The sequence below is a fragment of the Kribbella sp. genome, assembly GCF_035655035.1.
Classification (GTDB): domain Bacteria; phylum Actinomycetota; class Actinomycetes; order Propionibacteriales; family Kribbellaceae; genus Kribbella.
Genome location: NZ_DASRVN010000339.1, coordinates 1 through 19,105 on the forward strand (window position 1 = coordinate 1; position 19,105 = coordinate 19,105).

Here is a 19,105-nt window from a genome sequence, read left to right on the forward strand (position 1 = left end):
AGCATCTCGCCGCGCAGCCGTGGGTCGATCCCGGTCGCGGCGAACACCTCGTCGAGGCGTTCCCGGTCCGGCATCCAGCGGGCCAGGGCGGAGCGGACGGTCTTCCGGCGCTGCGAGAACGCCGCCTCGATCACCGCGAACGTCTCCTCCCGGCTCGCCGCGGTCACCGGCGGGTCGCGGCGTACGAAGGCGACCAGCCCGGAGTCCACGTTCGGCGCCGGCCAGAACACCTTCCGCCCGATCGGGCCCGCGCGCCGGACCTCGGCGTACCAGGCGGCCTTCGCGGAAGGTACGCCGTACGTCCGGGAGCCGGGCGGCGCGGCCAGCCGGTCCGCGACCTCGGCCTGCACCATCACCAGCCCGTGGCGCAGCGAGTCCGACACCTGGAGCAGGTGCAGCAGGACCGGTACGGCGACGTTGTACGGCAGGTTCGCGACGCAGGCGGTCGGCATACCGATCTGCTCGGCACCGACCTCCATCGCGTCCGCCTCGACCACGGTCAGCTCGGCGGCCTGATCCGGCGCGTACGTCGCGACCGTCGACGGGAGCGCCCGCGCGAGCAGCGGGTCGATCTCGACCGCGGTGACCGGGTGTCCCTCGGCGAGCAGCGCCAGCGTCAGCGAACCGAGGCCCGGGCCGATCTCCAGCACGTGCTCGCCGGCGGTCAGGTCGGCCGCGCGGACGATCCGGCGGACCGTGTTCGGGTCGATGACGAAGTTCTGGCCGCGCTGCTTGGTCGGGCGGACCCCGAGCTCGGCGGCCAGTGAACGCACATCAGCCGGACCGAGAAGCCTCGGTCCGGCTGATGTGGATGAATCAGACGAGCTCACGTGAGCAGTGTGTCAGGCTCAGGCCTTCTTGCCGCACACCGGCCACGCGCCGTACCCGCCGCGATCGGCCTTGACCTTCTCCGCGACCGAGATCTGCTGCGCCTTGGACGCGCCGTTCGCGTTGCTGGAGTACGCCGTACCGCCGTAGGCCGCCCAGGTGCCGTGGTCGAACTGCAGACCGCCGTAGAACCCGTTGCCGGTGTTCGCCGCCCAGTTGCCGCCGGACTCACACGCGGCGATCCGGTCCCACGCGCCGCTGCCACCGGAGGTCGCCGGCGGCTTGGTGTCCGTCGTCGTGGTGGTCGTGGTCTTCGGGTCGGCCGGCTTCGGCTTGGTGCCGACCAGGACCTGCTCGTCGACGGCCTTCGACACCAGCTTCGACCCGACCACCTTCGTGGTCGACAGCTTGCCGTCCAGGTAGGTGTACAGGTACGTGACGGTCTTGGAGCCGTCGGTGCCCTTGGTCGTGGTCTTCGTGGTGCCCTGCAGCAGCGTCGCCGAATCGGTCTTGGCGGTGCCGTGCGCGATCGCCTCGGTCTTCGTGACGGTCTTCTGCACGACCTGCACGTAGCTGATGGTGTTCACGCCGAGCTTCAGCGGGGTCGCCGCCGCCGGGGTGATCCGGTCGAGGGCGGTCCAGCGGATCTTCGCCGCGGTCAAGGCCTGCCCGACGGTGCCGGCCAGTGCCTTGATCGTCACGGTCTTGCCGAGGTGCACGATCTGCACGGTCTTCGGCGTCGTGACGGTCAGGTCCAGCCCCTGGCGGCCGAGCGGCGCGCTCCGGCTGGTGGACAGCTGGGCGCCGTCGTACCGCAGACCCAGGTCGGCGAGCGCCTCGTTCACGCTGCCGGCCGTGGTCCAGTACGCCTTCTTGGTGCCGTCGGCGTTCACGGTCAGCTGGCGACCGTACTGCACCGCGATCTCCTGGCCGTCCTTCAGCTTGGAGTCCAGGCCCGGCGCGACGTTGTCGTGCGCACCGATCTGAACTTTGTCGTCCTTCAGGGCGTCTGCCACGGTGGAGCCGAAGGTGTGCACCTTCCGCACCTGGCCGTCGACGGAGATGCTCACGGTCTTGCTCTTCGAGGCATAGGCCACGGAGCCGCCCGCGACGGCTAACGCAGCCGCCGCACCGACGGCCACGATGATGGACTTACGCACTAACGCTCCCAGGTAGGGCTACCCGGGCACGGGGTGGGACAGCACAGGCACCGGCCTCCTCCGCTGGACCGGCTGCCCAGATTCGGTGACCCCGCCGAGGGGTTGTGCTCGTCCGGGAACTTCCCCGATCCCGGCCAACATCACGGGACCATAACGAAGAAGACGCGGAAGTGCCAATCCCCTGTTCGGAGTGTCGCGAAAAGGTGTAACGGCACCCTCACTCGGCGTGATTGCCCCAGTGTCCCCGATGCACCACTTCGGCGGTCGTCCGGCGGCCCCGTTTCAGCGACGGCGACCGCTTGTCCGCGGCCCGGTGACCAACCGACAGCACCCCCACCAGATCGAACCCCGCCGGTACGCCGAACTCGTCGAGCAACTGACCCGCCTTGTCCGCAGGAGGCCCGAAAAAGCAGGCTCCCAGGCCTTCGTCGACCACCGTCTGCAGCATCAGCAACACCGCCATCCCGGTGTCGACGTACCAGTACGGCGCCGTCCAGCGACCCTCGTCACGATCGGTCCAGCCCTTGTCCGGTTCGGTGTACCGATCGAGGTACGCGTCCTTGTGCGCGAACGCCAGAATCAGCAGCGGCGCCCGGCGCAACCCTGTGATCCATTCCACATACTTCTCATCCGGATCCGCGGCCGCGATCCGCCAGTACCGCTCCCGCTCGTCCCCCTCCAACGTCAGAAACGCCCACCCCTGACTGAACCCACCCGACGGCGCCCGCAACCCGTTCTCGAGAATCCGCTCCCGGACCTCCGCCGGCACCGCCCGATCCGGCTCGTAATTCCGCACCATCCGCCGCCGCCGCACGACCTCACTGAACTCCATGCCCACTGTCTACCAGCCAGCCCCCCTCAACCCCGCCGAGGACCCTCCGGCCGCCTGGGCTCCACCCGATCACCCTGCTGCCCCCGCGGCCGGGCAGCAGCGCGGAACTCCGCCTGCGCATGGTCAGCGACCACCGGCCGCTGCTTGGTCGCATCGGACGCCGGTGCCTGAGCACCGGTGAGTGCGCGGAGCCGCTTGAGGTCGGGGGAAGGATTGTCCTGGGCCTGACGAACAGCCTGGTTCAGTCGCGAGTTCGGCCGCTGGGACTCCTGCTGCGCAAGTTGCGCGTACTGGACGTGGTAGTGGCGCTCGATGCGCCTGAGCTCCGAGTCCAGTCCGGCGACCGCGTTCTGAGCGGCCGCGATGGCCTCCTGGGACTTCTGCGGGCTGCCCAGCGAGTCGTCAGCCTCGACCGCCTCCAGCCCGGACAGCGAATCGCTTAACGGAGCAACCAACTGCGCTCGCACCTCCGCACGGTGCGCCTCAGGCATCAGGCCCGGCTCGGCAAGGTGCTTGTCGATGACCATGTCGACCGCGACGTTCCAGCGCTGGCTGTCGGAGGCGCACAGCAACCTCTGGGTGACCTCGGCGCTCGTCAGCCCGCTCCGATCGGCCAACGCCTTGTCGAGGTGCCGGACAGCCGGCGTGTAGGCGGGATAGGCGTCGAGGTTCGACTGCGCCAGGACCGCATCCTCGACCTTGTCCAAGCCGGCGTCCGTGAAGACGTCCCGGATGACCTTGTCGAGGTTGCGCTTCGTCCAGTGCTCGGCGCGACCTTCGTCGAAAGCAGTCGCAGCGCTGTCGTACGGATATCCCTCCGGTTCCGTCTCGTCTCCGAGAGGGGCCATCAGGTGGGCGGACTCGTGAGTCAGGGTGTCCATCGCGTCGCGCAAGAGCCAGGCCTCGTCGTCGGTCAACGGCCGGTCGAGGTCCCGTGCCTGGCGCAACCGATCGACCACGTGCCGAACGGACACCGAGATACTGCCGTCCTCGTGCGCGCCGCCGAGGTGCCCTGGTTCGGTCTCCTCCAGCACTCGCCCGTTCCACCGGGTTCGAGGACCGCCGACGCCGCCACCGGCCCGCTGTTCGACCGCGTACACCACGGCGGCCACCAGCCGGTACTCCCAGGACTGTGGTGCGATCTCGACGGCGTCGGTCACGATCAGCCTTCGGCGCCATCGTTTCGGAGGCGCTCGATCAGCCTCACCAAGGTGGAGTTCATCCGGAGGATCGTCATGGACTCGCGCACCGGGGCCTGTTCCGACAGTGCGGCGATCTCGGACTTGGCACGTTCGGCGTGGGCGATCCGGTCCGCGGTCGAACCGTTGTCGTTCACCGCCTGCGTGACCAGGCTCGCGGCTCGCCAGTACTGCGAGCTCGTGCCCGGCTGTGGGCCTCGGATCAGCTCGGGCAGCTTCTGCACTCTGATAACCGCGAGACGGCGGTCATCCTCGTCCGGGATCTGCTCCGCCAGCGCCTTGAGCCGCGCGACCTCGGCGGCCACCGTGGCATCGTCGGCCTCGCTCAGCGAATCGGCGAGCGCCAGTACCTGTGCATCGACAGTGTCGTAATCCACCTGGTCCACGAGCTCAGCGTATCCGGCCAGTTGGTCAGCCGCAGGCGCTTACCAAGGCCCACCGAAGGCGTGGTTGGCGTTGTTGTTGAGGGCTGTGCAGAGTTCGGGGACGGAGATGTTGAGGACGTCGGCCATTTTGCGGACGGTGTGGGGGATCAGGTAGGAGGCGTTGGGTTTGCCGCGGTGGGGGGACGGGGTGAGGTACGGGGCGTCGGTCTCGACCAGGATGCGGTCGAGGGGGGTGACGGCGAGGGCGTCGCGGAGCGACTGGGCGTTCTTGAACGTGACCACGCCGGCGAAGCTCAGGTAGGCGCCGCGGTTGACGCATTCGCGGGCGAATTCGGTGTCGCCGGAGAAGCAGTGCATCACCAGGCGGTCCGGGACGCCTTCGCGGTCGAGGATTCGCAGTACGTCGTCGTGCGCGTCGCGGTCGTGGATCATCAACGTCTTGTCCAGGCGCTTCGCCAGCTGGATGTGGGCGGCGAACGACTCGTGCTGCGCGGCCTTGCCGTCGGCGCCGGTGCGGAAGTAGTCGAGGCCGGTCTCGCCGATCACCCGGACCTTGTCCGAGCTCGACGCGAGCCGTTCGATCTCGGCGAGCGCGTGATCCAGCTCGCCGGTCTCCTTCAGCGTCGGTGCCTCGTTCGGGTGCAGGGCGACGCCGGCGATCAGGTTCGGGTACTGCGCGGCCGCCTCGACGGCCCACTGCGCGCCGGGCAGGTCGCAGCCGACCTGGACGATCCGCGTCACGCCGACCGCGGCCGCCAGCCGGATCGCCTCGGCCGGGCTCAGCCAGGCGCCGTCCTCGCCGTCCGCGATGTCCAGGTGGCAGTGCGCGTCGACGACGCTGATCGGCAACGGATCCGGCACCGCCGGCCGGCTCCGGTCCCGCGACCGCCCGTCCTCCCCCACCGCCGCCCGCTCCCTGGTCGGCCGCCCTACCTCGACACCATCAGCACCCATAGGGGCCAGATTACTGACTCACTACCCTCCTCTTTCACCGCTGGCCTGTTGCAGCAGGTCAGCAGCCCGACAACCCGCCACCGGCTGTATCCACAGGCCGGAAGTCCGGGGTCGGGCGCCGGGCGGATCCGGGCATCTTCTTGGGTATGAATCTCAGGCTGGAGGGTGGTGGCCGCGAAGCGGGGTGCGCTCGTAGCAGGCCAGCGGTGGAACAACTCGGCAGTTGGCTAGTTCTCGGCGGCTTCTTTCACCTTGGCGACGAGGGTTTCCCACATGCCTTGGGAGTGCTTGGCCTCGTCCTCGGTGGCGTTGTTGTCCTGCTCGAGCTTGAGGTGGGTGTTGCCTGTCAGGGTGTAGGTGAGGGTGTGGTAGTTCTCCGGTACGTCGGGTTGCCCGGTCAGCGGACTGTAGTGGGTCAGCTTCAACAGCCGGTCCCGCTCGACGGCCAGGATCTCGCCCTTGTCCTGGTACGACTTGCCCTGCCACTCGCCGCTCCAGGTGATCGGGCTGCCGACCTGCCAGTCCGTCTCCACCACGGCGCCGAACCACAGCTCCGGCAGGTCCTCCGGTTTGGTGAGCACCTCCCACACCCGCTCGGGAGGGGCCGCAATGTCGATCTCGGCAACTGCAACATAACCAGTCATGGTTCGACAGTACGATTCCCGGCCGCCGTCCGCTTGTAGAAAAGCGTCAGCTAGTACAACTGCAGCTCAGGATTCCGGACCGCGCTGCGGTGGGCCGTCGGGGACATGCCGTACCGGCGGCCGAACTGGCGGCTCAGGTAGTGCGGTGAGTCGAACCCGACCGCGGCCGCGATCTGCGCGACGGACATGTCGGTGGCGCCCAGCAGTTCGGCCGCGCGTTGCAGGCGGAGCGCCAGTACGACGTTCATGATCGAATCGCCCACCTGCTCCTTGAAGAGGTGGGCGAGGCGGGACACCGAGACCTGCGCGAGGCCGGCGAGTGAGGTCAGCGTGTGCGGCCGGGCCGGGTCGGCGGTGATTGCCTCGAGCACCAAATGGACGCGGGCGTCGAGCTGCTGCGTCTCGCGGCGCAGGCTGGCGACCGCGGTGAGCAGCACCTCCTCGATACCGTTCATCGTCAGCTCGGTCGCGACGCTCTTCCCCAGGAGGTGTAGCTCGGTGTCGCCGGTCGGCGAGAGCCCGGCGCGCTGCGCGTCCCGGTGCAGCCGGTCGAACGCGGACACCACCCGGTCGGTCTCCGACGACCTGGTCAGCCGGACGTACGACAGTCCGGGCATTGCCTGCGGCAACGACAGCCACCCGTGCCACTCGCGCCGCGGCTGGAAGTGCGCCCACCAGGACTCCCAGTACGTCCCCACGGTCCCGTAGTCGTGCGGTGTCCCAGGACTGACCAGTACGACGTCCCCGTGGCGCAGCATCAACTGGTTGTCGCCGAGCACGTACCGGCCCGTCCCGGACGCCGTGTAGAGCAGGTACCAGCTGCCCACACCATCCGGCCGGACGACGCGGTAGTCGCCGCCGCTGTGGAAGTGCCCGGTCACCAGTTTGCTCGGCGGCGGGATCTCGCTGTACAGCTCGATCAACACCTGGGTAGCAAGATCGTGCTCGAAGTCAGCAGGCTCCGTCATGGTGGATCCCCTCGTCGGCGCTCCAAGATTAGCGGCACGTCAGCAAGATCCTGCACTCTAGTGAATCGAGGGATCCGTGCCCTTCCGTCCGGTCGCCGAGCTCGTCACCGACGCCAGCACGCTGGTCTTCGAGCACGGCTGGCAGTCCTGGAGCCCGAGCGGCTGGTACCGGTTGGACGCGTCGCCGCCGCGCCCGACGGCCCCGAACCACCACGTGATGGCGTACCGCCCGGGCGTCGCGGCAGGTGGGCAGTTCCAGGGCGAGGGTCTGCTCGCGGTCGCGACCGGCGGCGAGGTGACACTCGTCGCCGCGCTCTCCCCCGACGCGGTCCCGTCGATCCGGGCCGAGGTCCAGGGCAACAAACTGCTCATCTCCGCGGACGGCGACGTCGCGACCACGACCAGCACCCACGCGAACCCGAACCAGGCACTCGCCGACTGGGCCGGCACCTTCGCCGCCGGAGCGCCGCCGGTCCGCGTGTTCGGCCCGTCCTGGTGCAGCTGGTACGCGTACTGGGGCAAGGTCACCGAGCGGGACGTGATGAACGACGTACGGCAGTTCGACCAGCACGACCTCAGCGTCGACCTGGTCTTGCTGGACGAGGGATACCAGACCGCGATCGGCGACTGGCTGACACCGCGGGCGGACTTCGGGTCGACCGTCACGCTGGCCGCCGACATCCGCTCCAGCGGGCGCCGGGCCGGCATCTGGGTGGCACCCTTCCTGGTCGCGGCCGGCAGCGAAACGGCGCGCAAGCACCCGGAGTGGCTGGTCCCCGGGATCAGCGCCGGGACGAACTGGGGCCAGGAGCAACTGGTTCTCGACGTCACCCACCCGGGAGCCGCGCGGCACATCGGCGACGTGTTCACCGAGCTCTGCCGGCAGGGATACGATCATTTCAAGCTCGACTTCGTGTACGCCGGTGCCATCGACGCACCGCGGTACGAGCAGCTCGACGGCATCGCGGCGTACCGGCAAGGGCTGCGGCTGCTCCGCGAGGCGGTCGGGCCGAACCGGATCCTGCACGGCTGCGGCGCCCCGATCCTGCCGAGTCTCGGGCTGGTCGACTGCATGCGCATCTCCCCCGACACCGATCCGTTGGTCGAACCACCGTCCGGCGACATCAGCCAGCCGGGTCAGCGGGGCGCCCGGTCCACGTCGGTGGCCCGCGAGTTCCTGCACGGCCGCTGGTGGGCGAACGACTCGGACTGCCTGATCGTGCGGCCCGAGGTGCAGCAGCGCGAGCAGTGGGCGCAGCACATCGCGGACGGCCCGGGGCTGCGGATGTCCAGCGACCCGATCGGCAGCCTCGACCAGTGGGCACTCGACCGTACCCGCGAACTGCTCGTCCCGAGCTCGCCGCGGCCGCATCCGCTGAAGGATCCCGATGCTTAGGCCCGCGCCCCGCGCCCGACGCCGAAGCAAGAACGCCCAGACGGCGGCGGCGTACGCGTTGCTGGCCCCGAGTCTGATCGGTGTCCTCGGCTTCCTGCTGGCGCCGGTCCTGATCGTGCTGGTCGTCAGCCTGTTCGACTGGAAGTTGCTCTCGACACCGGAATTCATCGGGCTGGCCAACTACCGCAAGCTGTTCACGGACTCCGACGTCTGGCACTCGCTGCTGGTCACGCTGTACTACGTCGTGATCTGCGTCCCGGGTACGACGATCCTCTCGCTGCTGCTGGCGCTGCTCGTCGACCGCAAGCTGCGCGGGATGAAGTACTTCCGGGCGTTGCTGGTGATCCCGTGGATGGCGACGCCGGTGGCGCTCGGGCTGGTCTGGAGCTGGATCTTCGACCCGGGTCGCGGTGCGCTGAACCAGTTCCTCGGGCTGTTCGGGGTGCACGGCCCGGCGTGGCTGTCGTCACCGGTGCTGGCGATGCCGAGCGTCGCGGCGGTGCACATCTGGCAGTTCGCCGGGTACAACATGCTGTTCTTCCTGGCCGGCCTGCAGAACATCCCCCCGTCGCTGCGCGAGGCCTCGTCCCTCGACGGCGCGTCTCCGGTCGCACACTTCTTCACGATCACGCTGCCGTTGCTGCGCCCGACGATGCTGTTCGTACTGATCACCAACGTGATCGGGTCGTTCCAGGCGTTCGACACGATCTTCGTGATGACCGAGGGCGGTCCCGGTCACAGCACCGAGGTCACGACGTACCAGATCTACGACGAGGCGTTCCACAAGTTCGACTTCGGCTACGCGTCGACGATCTCGGTGCTGCTGTTCGCGGTGGTGCTGGTCGCGACGATCTCCCAGTTCGTGTACTTCGAACGCCGTACGACCTACGAGGTGTCCGGATGAAACTGCGCATCTTCGTGTACGCCGTCCTGGTGGCCGGCTGCGTGCTCGCGATCTTCCCGTACTTCCTGACCGTGCTCACCGCGTTCAAGGGCCCTGGGCAACTGTCCGAGACGATGCCGTGGGAGCCCGGACTGCCGCCCAGTACGGCGGCGTTCCACCGGCTGTTCGCGTCCGGGTTCGGCGGGTACCTGCTGAACACCGCGTTCGTCACGGCCGGGATCACGCTCGGGCAGGTGGTGTTCGCGATCCTCGCGGCGTACGCCTTCGCGCGGCTGTCGTTCCCGGGGCGGGACGCGCTGTTCTGGGTGTATTTGTCGACACTGATGGTGCCGCCGGTGGTCACGATGATCCCGCTGTACCTGATGATGCAGAAGCTCGGCCTGGTCGACACGTGGGCCGGCCTGATGCTGCCGACGATGCTCGGTACGCCGTACGCGATCTTCCTGCTCCGCCAGTTCTTCCGCAGCATCCCCGCGGACCTTGAGGACGCGGCCAGGATCGACGGCGCCGGGCGGGTCCGCACGCTGGTGTCGATCGTGCTGCCGTTGTCGAAACCGATCCTGGTCACCGTCACCACCCTCGCCGTGGTGGCGAACTGGAACAACTTCCTGTGGCCGCTGATCATCACCAGCAGCGACGACAAACGGCTGCTCTCGGTCGGGATCGCCTTGTTCAAGGGGGAGGTCGGCGTCGACTACAACGCCATCATGGCCGGCAGCCTGATCGCGCTGGCGCCGCTGCTCGTGCTGTTCGTCGTGTTCCAGCGCTTCATCGTCCGCTCGGTCGCCGTTACCGGGCTCAAGTGATCCGGAGGTACCCATGTCTTTGTCCAGGAGGACATTTCTGATCGGCGCCGGCAGTGTGCTGACGCTGGCCGGCTGCGGCTCGTCGGACAAAGCGAGCAGCGGCGGCAAGGTCGAGCTCGTGTACCGGCTCTGGGACGAGCAGCAGGAGGTCGGCTACAAGGCGGTGTTCGCGGAGTTCACCAAGGAGAACCCGGACATCACGATCCGGATGGAAGTGCTGCCGTGGGACCAGTACTGGACCAAGCTGACCACCGAACTGGCCAGCGGCAAGGCGCCGGACGTGTTCTGGCTGACCGTCGACTACTTCCCGGACTTCGCCGGCAAGGGGGTGCTCGCGCCGCTCGACGACCTGATCTCGAAGGCCGGGCTGAAGCTCGACGCGTACCACCCGAACGTCGTGCAGTCGTACAAGTTCGAGGACAAGCAACTGGGGATGCCGAAGGACATGGGCATCGTCGGGCTGCTGTACAACAAGACGCTGGTCGCGAAGGCCGGGATCACCATGCCTGCCGAGCTGACCTGGGCACCGGATGGCTCCGGCAGCTTCCTGGAGATCGCGCGCAAGCTGACCGTCGGCGACAAGCAGTGGGGGTTCTGTTCCTGGAACCACAGCCAGACCCAGTGGCTGAACTGGATCGCGTCGAACGGCGGTCACGCGATGGACAAGCCGTACGGCACGTTCGACTTCAGCGGCGACAAGTCCGTCGAGGCGCTGCAGTTCGCCCGGGACCTGGTGTTCAAGTGGAAGGTGTCGCCGGACGGCACCCGGACGAACCCGCCGACCGGGCAGGCGACCGAGATGTTCTACCGCGGCGAGGTGGCGATGTTCCCGGCGAACAACGCGCTGCTGCCGTTCGCGCTGCCCGAGGTGAAGTTCCCGATCGGCGTCACCTCGATGCCCGCCGGGCCGGCCGGACGTACGGTCGTGATCAACGGCCTGGCCGAGGCGATGTTCGCGAAGACCAAGCACCCCGACCAGGCCGGCAAGCTGGTCACGTTCCTCGGCTCCGAGAAGGCCCAGCGGCTGATGGGCGACGCCGGCTACATCATCCCGGCTCTGAACGACGCCGGCGCCGGGTACAAGGCGTACTGGAAGAAGAAGGACATCGACGTACAGCCCTTCCTCGCCTCCGCCGCCGGCAACACCGTCAACCTCCCGATCGCCGACGGCTGGACCGCCAAGTCTCCCGAAATCGACAAGACCGTCAACGACCTGTACCTGAACAAGGTCCCGGTCACCGACATCGCCGCTTCCATGGACAAGATTGGCAACGGGAAATGAAGGAACTGACCGATTCGTACGACGACGTGCTGGACGCCGGCGTACTACGTTCGCGACTGGCGGCCGACGGCTATCTGTTCTTCCGCGGGCTGCTGCCGGTGGACGTGGTCGGGGATGTGCACGATCAGTTGGCGCGGATTCTGTACGACAGTGACTGGTTGGACCCGGACGCGGATCCGTTGCAGCTGGTCGCCTCGGGGCGGGCGGTGGAGGAAGGGTCGGCCGGGTTCTTCGGGGCGTATACGGCGATCCAGAGCACCGAGGCGTTTCACCAGCTCGCCGTACGGCCGGAGCTGCTGGCGCTGGCGGCGCGGTTGCTCGGGGAGGAGGCGTTCGCGCATCCGGCACACATCTGCCGGATCGCGCCGCCGTCACCCGGGGCGAACCCGACGCCGATCCACCAGGACTACCGGTTCATCCAGGGCTGTGTGGACACGCTCACGACGTGGCTCCCGCTGAGCGAGGCACCACCGGAGATCGGCGGGCTGCGGGTGTTCGCCGGGTCGCCGCGGCTCGGCGTACTGCCGGTGAAGGCGTCGGACGGGCCCGGGATGATGCGCGCGGAGGCGGACGAGAACCACCCGGAGTGGCGCACGACGTCGTACCGTCCCGGCGACGTCCTGCTCTTCGGCAGCCTCACCGTCCACGGCGCCATGCCGAACCGCACGAACCGCCTCCGCCTGTCCGCCGACTTCCGCTACCAGGCCCGAACCGCCCCCATGGCCCGAGACCTCCTCGGCACCGGCAAACCCCACTACCACCCCGACGTCCCCGACTTCCCCACCCTCACCCGCGGTTGGACCTCAACCACCTCCGTCGAGATCCCCGCCGACGTGAATCTCGTCGACCGCTGGGACCCGCGCGTGGACGACGTACCGACGCCACCGTCCCGCTTCGCCTACATCTAACCGAGCTGGCCCGCCCCTCCCCGATTCCGAGGAGGGCGGCGCCTGATCCCGCGCCGTTCATGCGGGCCCCGGCCCGGGTCCCCCGTGAGGATGCTGCGTCCGGTGGTTGATCCTGCGCCGGGGACACACCTGGTTCGCGTGCGTACTCCGGCGGTCGTGCGAGCACCCCCGCCACGGAACCGCACGGGCCGAAGACCCCAAAAGACAGCCGCCGCGAAGCGGTGTCCTTTGCGACAGCACGCTCGGTGCGGGGTGCTTTCTGGTTTATGGGGTGATGACGATTTTGCCGCGGGCGTGGCCGGATTCGCTGAGGGCTTGGGCCTTGGCGGCTTCGGTGAGGGGGAAGGTGGCGGCGATGCGGATGGTGAGGTGGCCGGCCGCGGCGGACTCGAGTTGGGTGGTCAGGGCGGCGCGGACCTCGTCGGGGGTGCCGGTGCCGCCGGAGGAGGTTTGGATGCCGAGGTCGGCGGCGGCGAAGTCGGCGATCGTGATGATGCGGTCGGTGCCGCCGCGGAGCTCGATCGACTCCTGAAGACCGCCCTTGCCAGCAGTATCGAACACAGCGTCGACACCCTGAGGCGCTGCCGCGCGCACCCGCTCCACGAGGCCGTCACCGTACTCCACCGGCACCGCCCCGATCTCGCGCAGATAGTCGTGGTTCGCCGCGGACGCCGTACCGATCACAGTGAGACCAGCAGCGGCAGCCAGCTGTACGGAGACCGACCCGACCGCACCGGCGGCGCCGTGGATCAGGATCGTCTCGCCGGACTTAACAGCAAGCAGATCGAGCACCCGCTGCGCCGTCTCGCCCGCCACCGGTACGCCGACGGCCTCATCCCAACTCAGGCCCGCGGGCTTGCGCGTCACGTTCCCACCGAGCGCGAACTCCGCGTACGCGCCACCCGCCGACCAGCCCACGACCTCGTCCCCGACCGCGAACGCCGCCCCCTCACCGGCCTCGTCCACCACCCCGGCCACCTCGAACCCGGGAATCGCCGGGAACTCCACCGGCGCGAACGCCTTGGTGAACCCGCGCCGGATCTTGGTGTCGTACGGATTCACCCCCGCCGCGTGCACCTTGATCCGCACCTGCCCCGCCCCGGCGTGCGGCTCCGGCACGTCGCGTACCTCGAGCACCTCAGGACCGCCGTACTCCTCGAACTCCACCGCACGCATCCGAACCGCCTCCAAGAAATGGTTGTTGCTACAAGAAAAGCCGACGCCGCCGCCCGGCATTCCCGGACGGCGGCGCCAGTTCTGTTGCAATCAGCTCTCTTCGAGGCGCGGGAACAGCGGGTCGCCCTTCGTGAGCGTCGCCCCGGCCGGGAGCTGGCCCCAGGTGCCGGCGTCCTGCACCCGCTGGTCGGCGAGCGCGCCGAGCTTCTCCTCCGCGCCGAGCAGCGCCCACAGCTTCGCGGACGACTTCGGCATCGTCGGGTTGTGCAGTACGGCGACCGCCCGCAGTACCTCGGCCGCCGAGTACAGGATCGTCGCGAGCCGGGCCCGCCGGGACTCGTCCTTGGCGACCTTCCACGGCTCCTGCTCGGTGACGTACCCGTTGACCGCGCCAACCAGTTCGTTGATCGCGGCGAGCGCGTCCTGGAACGCGAGCGTGTCCAGCGCCTTGTCCGCGGTCGCGACGGTCTGCGCGAGCTTGTCCGCCAGCGCCTGCTCGGCCGGCCCGTGGTCGGTCGGCTCGGGCAGCACGCCGTCGAAGTACTTGCCGACCATGGCCGCGATCCGGCTGGCCAGGTTGCCGAGGCCGTTCGCGAGCTCGGAGGTGTAGACCGCGCTCAGGTGCTCCCACGAGAACGAGCCGTCCGACCCGAACTGGATCGTGCGCAGGAAGTAGTACCGGAAGGCGTCCGAGCCGAAGTGGTCGGTGATCTCGTGCGGCGCGATCGCGGTCAGCTTCGACTTGCTCATCTTCTCGCCGCCGACCAGCAGCCAGCCGTGCGCGAAGACCTGACGCGGTACGGCGACCTCGGCGGCCATCAGCATCGCCGGCCAGATCACCGCGTGGAACCGGAGGATGTCCTTACCGACCAGATGTACGTCGACCGGCCACAGCTCCTCGAACCGCTCCGGATCCGTGCCGTAGCCCGCGGCCGTCACGTAGTTGAGCAGCGCGTCGATCCACACGTACAGGACGTGGTCCTCGTCCCACGGCACCGGAATACCCCAGTCGAACGTCGACCGGGTGATCGACAGGTCCTGCAGCCCCTGCTTGACGAACGCGATCACCTCGTTGCGCGCGCTCGACGGCGCCACGAAGTCGGGCTGCGATTCGTACAGCTCGAGCAGCCGGTCGGCGTACGCCGAGAGCCGGAAGAAGTAGTTCGTCTCCGAGACCGTCTCCAGCTCGGTGCCGTGGATCATGCACCGCTGCGTGCCGTCCTCGTCGGTCCGGATGTCCGCGGGCAGCTTGAACTCCTCGCAGCCCACGCAGTACAGGCCCTCGTACTCGCCCTTGTAGACGTCGCCCTTGTCGTACAGCTTCTGCCAGAACTCGCGGACCCGCTCGGTGTGCCGCTGCTCGGTCGTCCGGATGAAGTCGTCGTACGCGATGTCGACGTCCACCCAGGCCGGCTTCCAGGCCTCCTCGACGAGCTTGTCGGTCCACTCCTTCGGGGTCATGCCCTGGGCCTGCGCGCTGCGCATCACCTTCTCGCCGTGCTCGTCGGTACCGGTCAGGTACCACTTGCGCTCGCCGCGCTGCGCGTGCCAGCGGGTCAGGACGTCCCCGGCCACCGTCGTGTACGCGCTGCCGATGTGCGGCGCGGCCGTGACGTAGTAGATCGGGGTGGTGACGTAATAGGCCTTCTCGGACATGCCTTAAAGAGTAGTGCCCCGGTTAACCGGGTTTTCGCGCGGCCAGTACGGCGTCGTACACGGTCCGTTTCGGCACGTTGAAGCGCTTCGCGACGTCGGCGATCGCCTGCTTACGCGGCGTACCGGCCTCTTCGTCGACCGCGACCTCGCGGGCGAGGTCCTCCGGCGTCATCATCTTGTCCGGGTCCGCGCCCGAGACGACGACCGTGATCTCGCCCCGGACCCCCTCTGCCGACCACGTGACCAGCTCGTCGAGGCGTCCCCGCTTGACCTCCTCGTACGTCTTCGTCAGCTCCCGGCACACCGCCGTACGGCGATCCGCCCCGAACGCCTCGGCCATCGCCTCGAGCGACGCGTTCAGCCGGTGCGGCGCCTCGAAGAACACCATCGTCCGCGGCTCGTCCCGCAACTCCGCGAGCCGACGCCCGCGCTCCCCCGGCTTCCGCGGCAGGAACCCCTCGAACGTGAACCGGTCAACCGGCAGACCACTCAACGCCAGCGCCGTCAGCACCGCCGACGGCCCCGGTACCGCGGTCACGACCACGCCGGCGTCGATCGCCGCCGCGACCAGCCGGTACCCCGGATCCGACACGCTCGGCATTCCCGCGTCCGTCACCACCACCACGGTCTGCCCGTCCACGAGCGCCTGCAGCAACTCCGGAGTCCGCTCCCGCTCGTTCCCCTCGAAGTAACTGACCACCCGCCCGCTCAGCTGAATCCCCAGCTCGGACGTCAGCCGCCGCAGCCGCCGCGTGTCCTCCGCCGCCACCACCTCGGCCCCGGAAAGCACCCTCCCCAACCGCGGCGAAGCATCCGAAACGTCCCCGATAGGAGTCCCCGCAAGAACCAATCGCCCGGTCATCGGCCCATCATCCCAGCCGTTCCGGGCGACACGGGGAGGCGGGCGGACCGGGGGGTCCGTAGCATGGCGGGCGTGGCTGCTGTGATCGAGGACGGGACTGTCCGGCGGAGCGAGGCGGATGACGAGCATGAGCTGCTCGGGCGGGACGTGCTCGGTGGGCGGTTGCCACCGTTGAAACAGCGGCTCTACCCGGCGATGCCGCGGGACTTCGACGGTGGCTGGATCGCCACGCTGGCGATCACGCTGATGGCCGGCATCCTGCGGTTCTGGCACCTGAGTACGCCGGTGAAGTTTGTCTTCGACGAGACGTACTACGCCAAGGACGCGTTCAGCCTGCTCAAGTACGGGTACGCGCGGCAGTTCATCGACCAGCCGGAGGGTGCCGCCGACAAGGCGATCCTGGCCGGCAACCTGGACGTCTTCAAGCCCACCCCGAGCCTGGTCGTGCACCCCGAGGTCGGCAAGTGGATGATCGCCGCCGGTGAGCAGCTGTTCGGGATGAACACGTTCGGCTGGCGGTTCATGCCGGCGCTGTTCGGCACGCTCACCGTGCTGCTGCTGATCCGGACCGTCCGCCGGATGACCCGGTCCACGCTGATCGGCGCGATCGCCGGCCTGCTGCTCGCGGTCGACGGGCTGCACTTCGTGATGTCCCGGGTCGCGCTGCTCGACATCTTCCTGGCGTTCTGGCTGGTCGCGGCCACCTCCTGCCTGATCTGCGACCGCGACTGGACCCGCCGCCGGCACGCCGAGACGCTGGACAAGCCGGTCGAGGACGGCGGCCGCCGTACGGTCGGCCGCTGGCTGCTGGTCCGGCCGTGGCGGATCGCGGCCGGTGTCTGCTTCGGCCTCGCCTGCGGCACCAAGTGGTCCGCGATCTGGACGCTGGCCGCGTTCGGCGTCCTGGTGTTCGCCTGGGACGTCGGCGCCCGGCGCGCGCTCGGCGTCCGGTTCGCGTTCGTGAAGTCCGCGCTGGTGGACGGCATACCGGCGTTCGTCAGCCTGGTGCTGGTGGCCGGCGTCACGTACACGGCGACCTGGACCGGCTGGCTGCTGCACGACAACTCGTACGACCACAACTGGGCGGCCAGCAACCCGGCGCACGGCATCATGAAGGTGGTGCCGGACGACTTCCGGTCACTGCTCGAGTACCACAAAGAGGTCTACGCGTTCCACACCGGCGACTACATCAAGCACGCCACCCACCCGTACCAGTCGAACCCGGCGGGCTGGCCGATCATCGCGCGGCCGATCGGGTTCGACGCGGTCAACGACATCAAGCCCGGTACGCCGGGGTGCAACGTCCCGGCCGGTCAGACGTGTCTGCAGGTGATCTCTGCCCTCGGTACGCCGCTGTTGTGGTGGGGCGGTGCGCTGGCGCTGATCGCCGCGCTGGTGCTGTGGGTCAGTACCCGCGACTGGCGGTTCGGCGTGGCGATCGTCGGGTTCGTGACGTGCTGGGTGCCGTGGTTCGCGTACGACCAGAGACCGATCTTCTTCTTCTACGCGGTGACGATGATCCCGTTCACCGTGATGGCGCTGGCGCTGATCCTCGGGAAGGTCCTCGGCCCGGCCCGGACCGTGCTGAGGACCGGGCTCAGTACGGCGACCCCGCGGCGGCTGATCGGCACCGCGGTGGTCGGCGCCTTCGTCGTACTCGTGGTCCTGAACTTCGCCTACATCTGGCCGATCCTGACCGACCAGGTGCTCCCGCATCAGGACTGGCTCAGCCGGATGTGGTTCAAGTCCTGGATCTGACCGCGTAGTCCACGTTCCCGAACGGCCACCTCGTGGCCAGCCAGCCGGACACGGCGTCGTACAAGGCGACATCCAGCTCCGCCCGGTCCGCGCTCACCCAGGAACGTACGTCGGTGACGGCCGGATCCTTGCGCGACGGGTAGATGTACACACAGCCGATCACGTCGCCGTCGGTCTCGACGACCGTGTACGTGAACCCGCGCCGCGCGACGAAGTCGTCCGCGTGCCGCTGGAGATCGCCGAGGTTGGCCTCCGGGGACATGCCTTCGGCCGGCGGCCAGCTGCCGCCGAAACCGGGCGTCGATCGGATGTGCGCGATGCTGCTGGTCCAGGCGGCGTAGTCCGGCGCGTTGTGCTCGGGACCCAGCGGTTCCAGCCGGAATCGCGGGGTGATCAGCTCACGGGGTACGTCGAAGTCGGCTGGAACGAAATCGGCCATGACCGCAGGCTACGAGGACTGCCCGCGAACCGCACTCGGATTTGTTCAGTGCAGTTCGTGGCGGTTGTGGTGCCGCTTGCGGTGGCGCTTCGCGGACGACTGACCGCCGACGCCGCCGAACAGCGCGACACCCTTGATCACCACGGTCGGCGCGTTCGGGTCCGGGTGCTCGGACCCCTGCGCGGCGAACCCGCCGAAGATCCCGATCCCCTCGTTACGCACGGTCACGCCCTCGGGCACGGTGATGTCGATGCCGCCGAACACCGCGACCGCGTAGATCGTCACCTCGCGGCCCTCGAACACCGCGTCCGTCATGTCCAGGTCGTGCCCGCCGAACACCGCGAGCGCGTTGGTACGGCGCTTCACCCGCCAGCGGCCCTTCCGTTCGCCGCCGCCGAAGATCGCGACCAGCTGGTCCACGCTCGCGGCCGGGTCGGCCGGCTCCTCGATCGGGACCAGGCTGGTCGAGGCGGCCGGGGCCGGCTGCGCGATCGGCGCCGCCTGCCCCGGGACGACCAGGTCCCGGGTGATCGGCTCGAGCTCGCCGAGGGTCTTCGCCTGCAGCGCCTGCTCCAGCCGGTCGGCATGCTCGTCCTGCGTCAACCGCCCCGACATCAGGGCGTCCCGGAGTACGTCGACGACCTGGTCGCGGTCGATGTCGGACGCCCGCAGATGTGCGTGCGGATGCGGGTTGTCGGGCAGGTTCTCCATAAAACTGAACGATATATCGAGAACGGCCCAGTAGAACCCCCGTGACAACCCTGAACCGGCCCCTGAGATCTCGTGGGTCCACCCACGAGCTGCCGGGTTGGCACCCGAGATCCGGTGGGCGAACCCTGCAGCTCGTGGGCTGACCCACCAAACGCGTCGCGAGATGCGTGGCAGCACGCGAGCGGGCGGCGGCGCGGGGTGGGGTGGGGTGGAGCCCGAGCGGGCGGGCGCGGGGC

19 protein-coding genes are annotated in these 19,105 nt (G+C 68.7%); 6 read left to right on the forward strand and 13 right to left on the reverse strand.

The features are described 5' to 3' along the window. From rsmA to VFF46_RS19025, 8 genes are all read right to left on the reverse strand, one after another. Positions 1-773: 16S rRNA (adenine(1518)-N(6)/adenine(1519)-N(6))-dimethyltransferase RsmA (rsmA, locus tag VFF46_RS18990; RefSeq protein ID WP_325038483.1), on the reverse strand; the 773-nt coding region annotated here is incomplete at its 3' end. Positions 774-848: 75 nt separating this feature from the next. Next, positions 849-1,988, reverse strand: coding sequence for a transglycosylase family protein (locus VFF46_RS18995; protein ID WP_325038484.1), 1,140 nt, complete (start codon positions 1,986-1,988; stop codon positions 849-851). A gap of 217 nt (positions 1,989-2,205) precedes the next feature. Continuing rightward, entirely contained in the window at positions 2,206-2,820 is a 615-nt protein-coding gene (locus tag VFF46_RS19000; protein WP_325038485.1) for a nitroreductase family protein, read from the reverse strand. A 26-nt stretch (positions 2,821-2,846) separates the two neighbouring features. Then, on the reverse strand, positions 2,847-3,980 hold the full coding sequence (locus VFF46_RS19005; protein WP_325038486.1) for a hypothetical protein: 1,134 nt from the start codon (positions 3,978-3,980) through the stop codon (positions 2,847-2,849). A 2-nt stretch (positions 3,981-3,982) separates the two neighbouring features. Beyond that, complete coding sequence (locus tag VFF46_RS19010) at positions 3,983-4,405, reverse strand: hypothetical protein (protein ID WP_325038487.1); 423 nt, start codon at positions 4,403-4,405, stop codon at positions 3,983-3,985. A 39-nt stretch (positions 4,406-4,444) separates the two neighbouring features. Beyond that, positions 4,445-5,359 carry a TatD family hydrolase gene (locus VFF46_RS19015; RefSeq protein WP_325038488.1) on the reverse strand — a complete coding sequence of 305 codons (915 nt, stop codon included), beginning with the start codon at positions 5,357-5,359 and terminating at the stop codon, positions 4,445-4,447. A 227-nt stretch (positions 5,360-5,586) separates the two neighbouring features. Beyond that, entirely contained in the window at positions 5,587-6,003 is a 417-nt protein-coding gene (locus tag VFF46_RS19020) for an SRPBCC domain-containing protein (protein ID WP_325038489.1), read from the reverse strand. Between the two features lie 50 nt (positions 6,004-6,053). Next, positions 6,054-6,971 carry a helix-turn-helix domain-containing protein gene (locus VFF46_RS19025; RefSeq protein ID WP_325038490.1) on the reverse strand — a complete coding sequence of 306 codons (918 nt, stop codon included), beginning with the start codon at positions 6,969-6,971 and terminating at the stop codon, positions 6,054-6,056. A gap of 76 nt (positions 6,972-7,047) precedes the next feature. Between VFF46_RS19025 and VFF46_RS19030 the strand changes: the two genes are divergently transcribed. The 5 genes from VFF46_RS19030 to VFF46_RS19050 are packed head-to-tail and all read left to right on the forward strand — an operon-like array spanning position 7,048 to position 12,267. Then, positions 7,048-8,367: a glycoside hydrolase family 36 protein gene (locus tag VFF46_RS19030; protein ID WP_325038491.1), complete on the forward strand. Its 1,320-nt coding sequence runs from the start codon at positions 7,048-7,050 to the stop codon at positions 8,365-8,367. Further along, complete coding sequence (locus VFF46_RS19035; RefSeq protein ID WP_325038492.1) at positions 8,360-9,271, forward strand: sugar ABC transporter permease; 912 nt, start codon at positions 8,360-8,362, stop codon at positions 9,269-9,271. Before VFF46_RS19030 ends, VFF46_RS19035 begins: the two co-directional genes overlap by 8 nt. Beyond that, on the forward strand, positions 9,268-10,077 hold the full coding sequence (locus VFF46_RS19040; RefSeq protein ID WP_325038493.1) for a carbohydrate ABC transporter permease: 810 nt from the start codon (positions 9,268-9,270) through the stop codon (positions 10,075-10,077). The genes VFF46_RS19035 and VFF46_RS19040 overlap by 4 nt, the downstream gene beginning before the upstream one ends. A gap of 13 nt (positions 10,078-10,090) precedes the next feature. Continuing rightward, positions 10,091-11,359, forward strand: a complete 1,269-nt coding sequence (locus tag VFF46_RS19045) for a sugar ABC transporter substrate-binding protein (protein ID WP_325038494.1) — start codon at positions 10,091-10,093, stop codon at positions 11,357-11,359. Continuing rightward, positions 11,356-12,267, forward strand: a complete 912-nt coding sequence (locus VFF46_RS19050; RefSeq protein ID WP_325038495.1) for a phytanoyl-CoA dioxygenase family protein — start codon at positions 11,356-11,358, stop codon at positions 12,265-12,267. The genes VFF46_RS19045 and VFF46_RS19050 overlap by 4 nt, the downstream gene beginning before the upstream one ends. Positions 12,268-12,531: 264 nt before the next feature. Here VFF46_RS19050 and VFF46_RS19055 read toward each other — a convergent pair whose 3' ends face one another. The 3 genes from VFF46_RS19055 to rsmI all read right to left on the reverse strand — a co-directional run bounded on the left by VFF46_RS19055 (position 12,532) and on the right by rsmI (position 15,961). Further along, positions 12,532-13,443: an NADP-dependent oxidoreductase gene (locus VFF46_RS19055; protein ID WP_325038496.1), complete on the reverse strand. Its 912-nt coding sequence runs from the start codon at positions 13,441-13,443 to the stop codon at positions 12,532-12,534. A 90-nt stretch (positions 13,444-13,533) separates the two neighbouring features. Continuing rightward, positions 13,534-15,099 carry a methionine--tRNA ligase gene (gene metG / locus VFF46_RS19060; protein WP_325038497.1) on the reverse strand — a complete coding sequence of 522 codons (1,566 nt, stop codon included), beginning with the start codon at positions 15,097-15,099 and terminating at the stop codon, positions 13,534-13,536. A gap of 22 nt (positions 15,100-15,121) precedes the next feature. Next, on the reverse strand, positions 15,122-15,961 hold the full coding sequence (rsmI, locus tag VFF46_RS19065) for a 16S rRNA (cytidine(1402)-2'-O)-methyltransferase (protein WP_325038498.1): 840 nt from the start codon (positions 15,959-15,961) through the stop codon (positions 15,122-15,124). A 63-nt stretch (positions 15,962-16,024) separates the two neighbouring features. Here rsmI and VFF46_RS19070 point away from each other — a divergent pair, with 63 nt between their 5' ends. After that, complete coding sequence (locus tag VFF46_RS19070) at positions 16,025-17,719, forward strand: dolichyl-phosphate-mannose--protein mannosyltransferase (RefSeq protein ID WP_325038499.1); 1,695 nt, start codon at positions 16,025-16,027, stop codon at positions 17,717-17,719. On the opposite strand, the gene VFF46_RS19075 is transcribed toward VFF46_RS19070, so the two are convergent. Together VFF46_RS19075 and VFF46_RS19080 are read right to left on the reverse strand one after the other, a co-directional pair. Further along, positions 17,703-18,158, reverse strand: coding sequence for a hypothetical protein (locus tag VFF46_RS19075; protein ID WP_325038500.1), 456 nt, complete (start codon positions 18,156-18,158; stop codon positions 17,703-17,705). The genes VFF46_RS19070 and VFF46_RS19075 overlap by 17 nt on opposite strands. 45 nt (positions 18,159-18,203) lie before the next feature. Then, positions 18,204-18,869 carry a DUF1707 SHOCT-like domain-containing protein gene (locus tag VFF46_RS19080; RefSeq protein WP_325038501.1) on the reverse strand — a complete coding sequence of 222 codons (666 nt, stop codon included), beginning with the start codon at positions 18,867-18,869 and terminating at the stop codon, positions 18,204-18,206. Positions 18,870-19,105 lie beyond the last annotated feature (236 nt).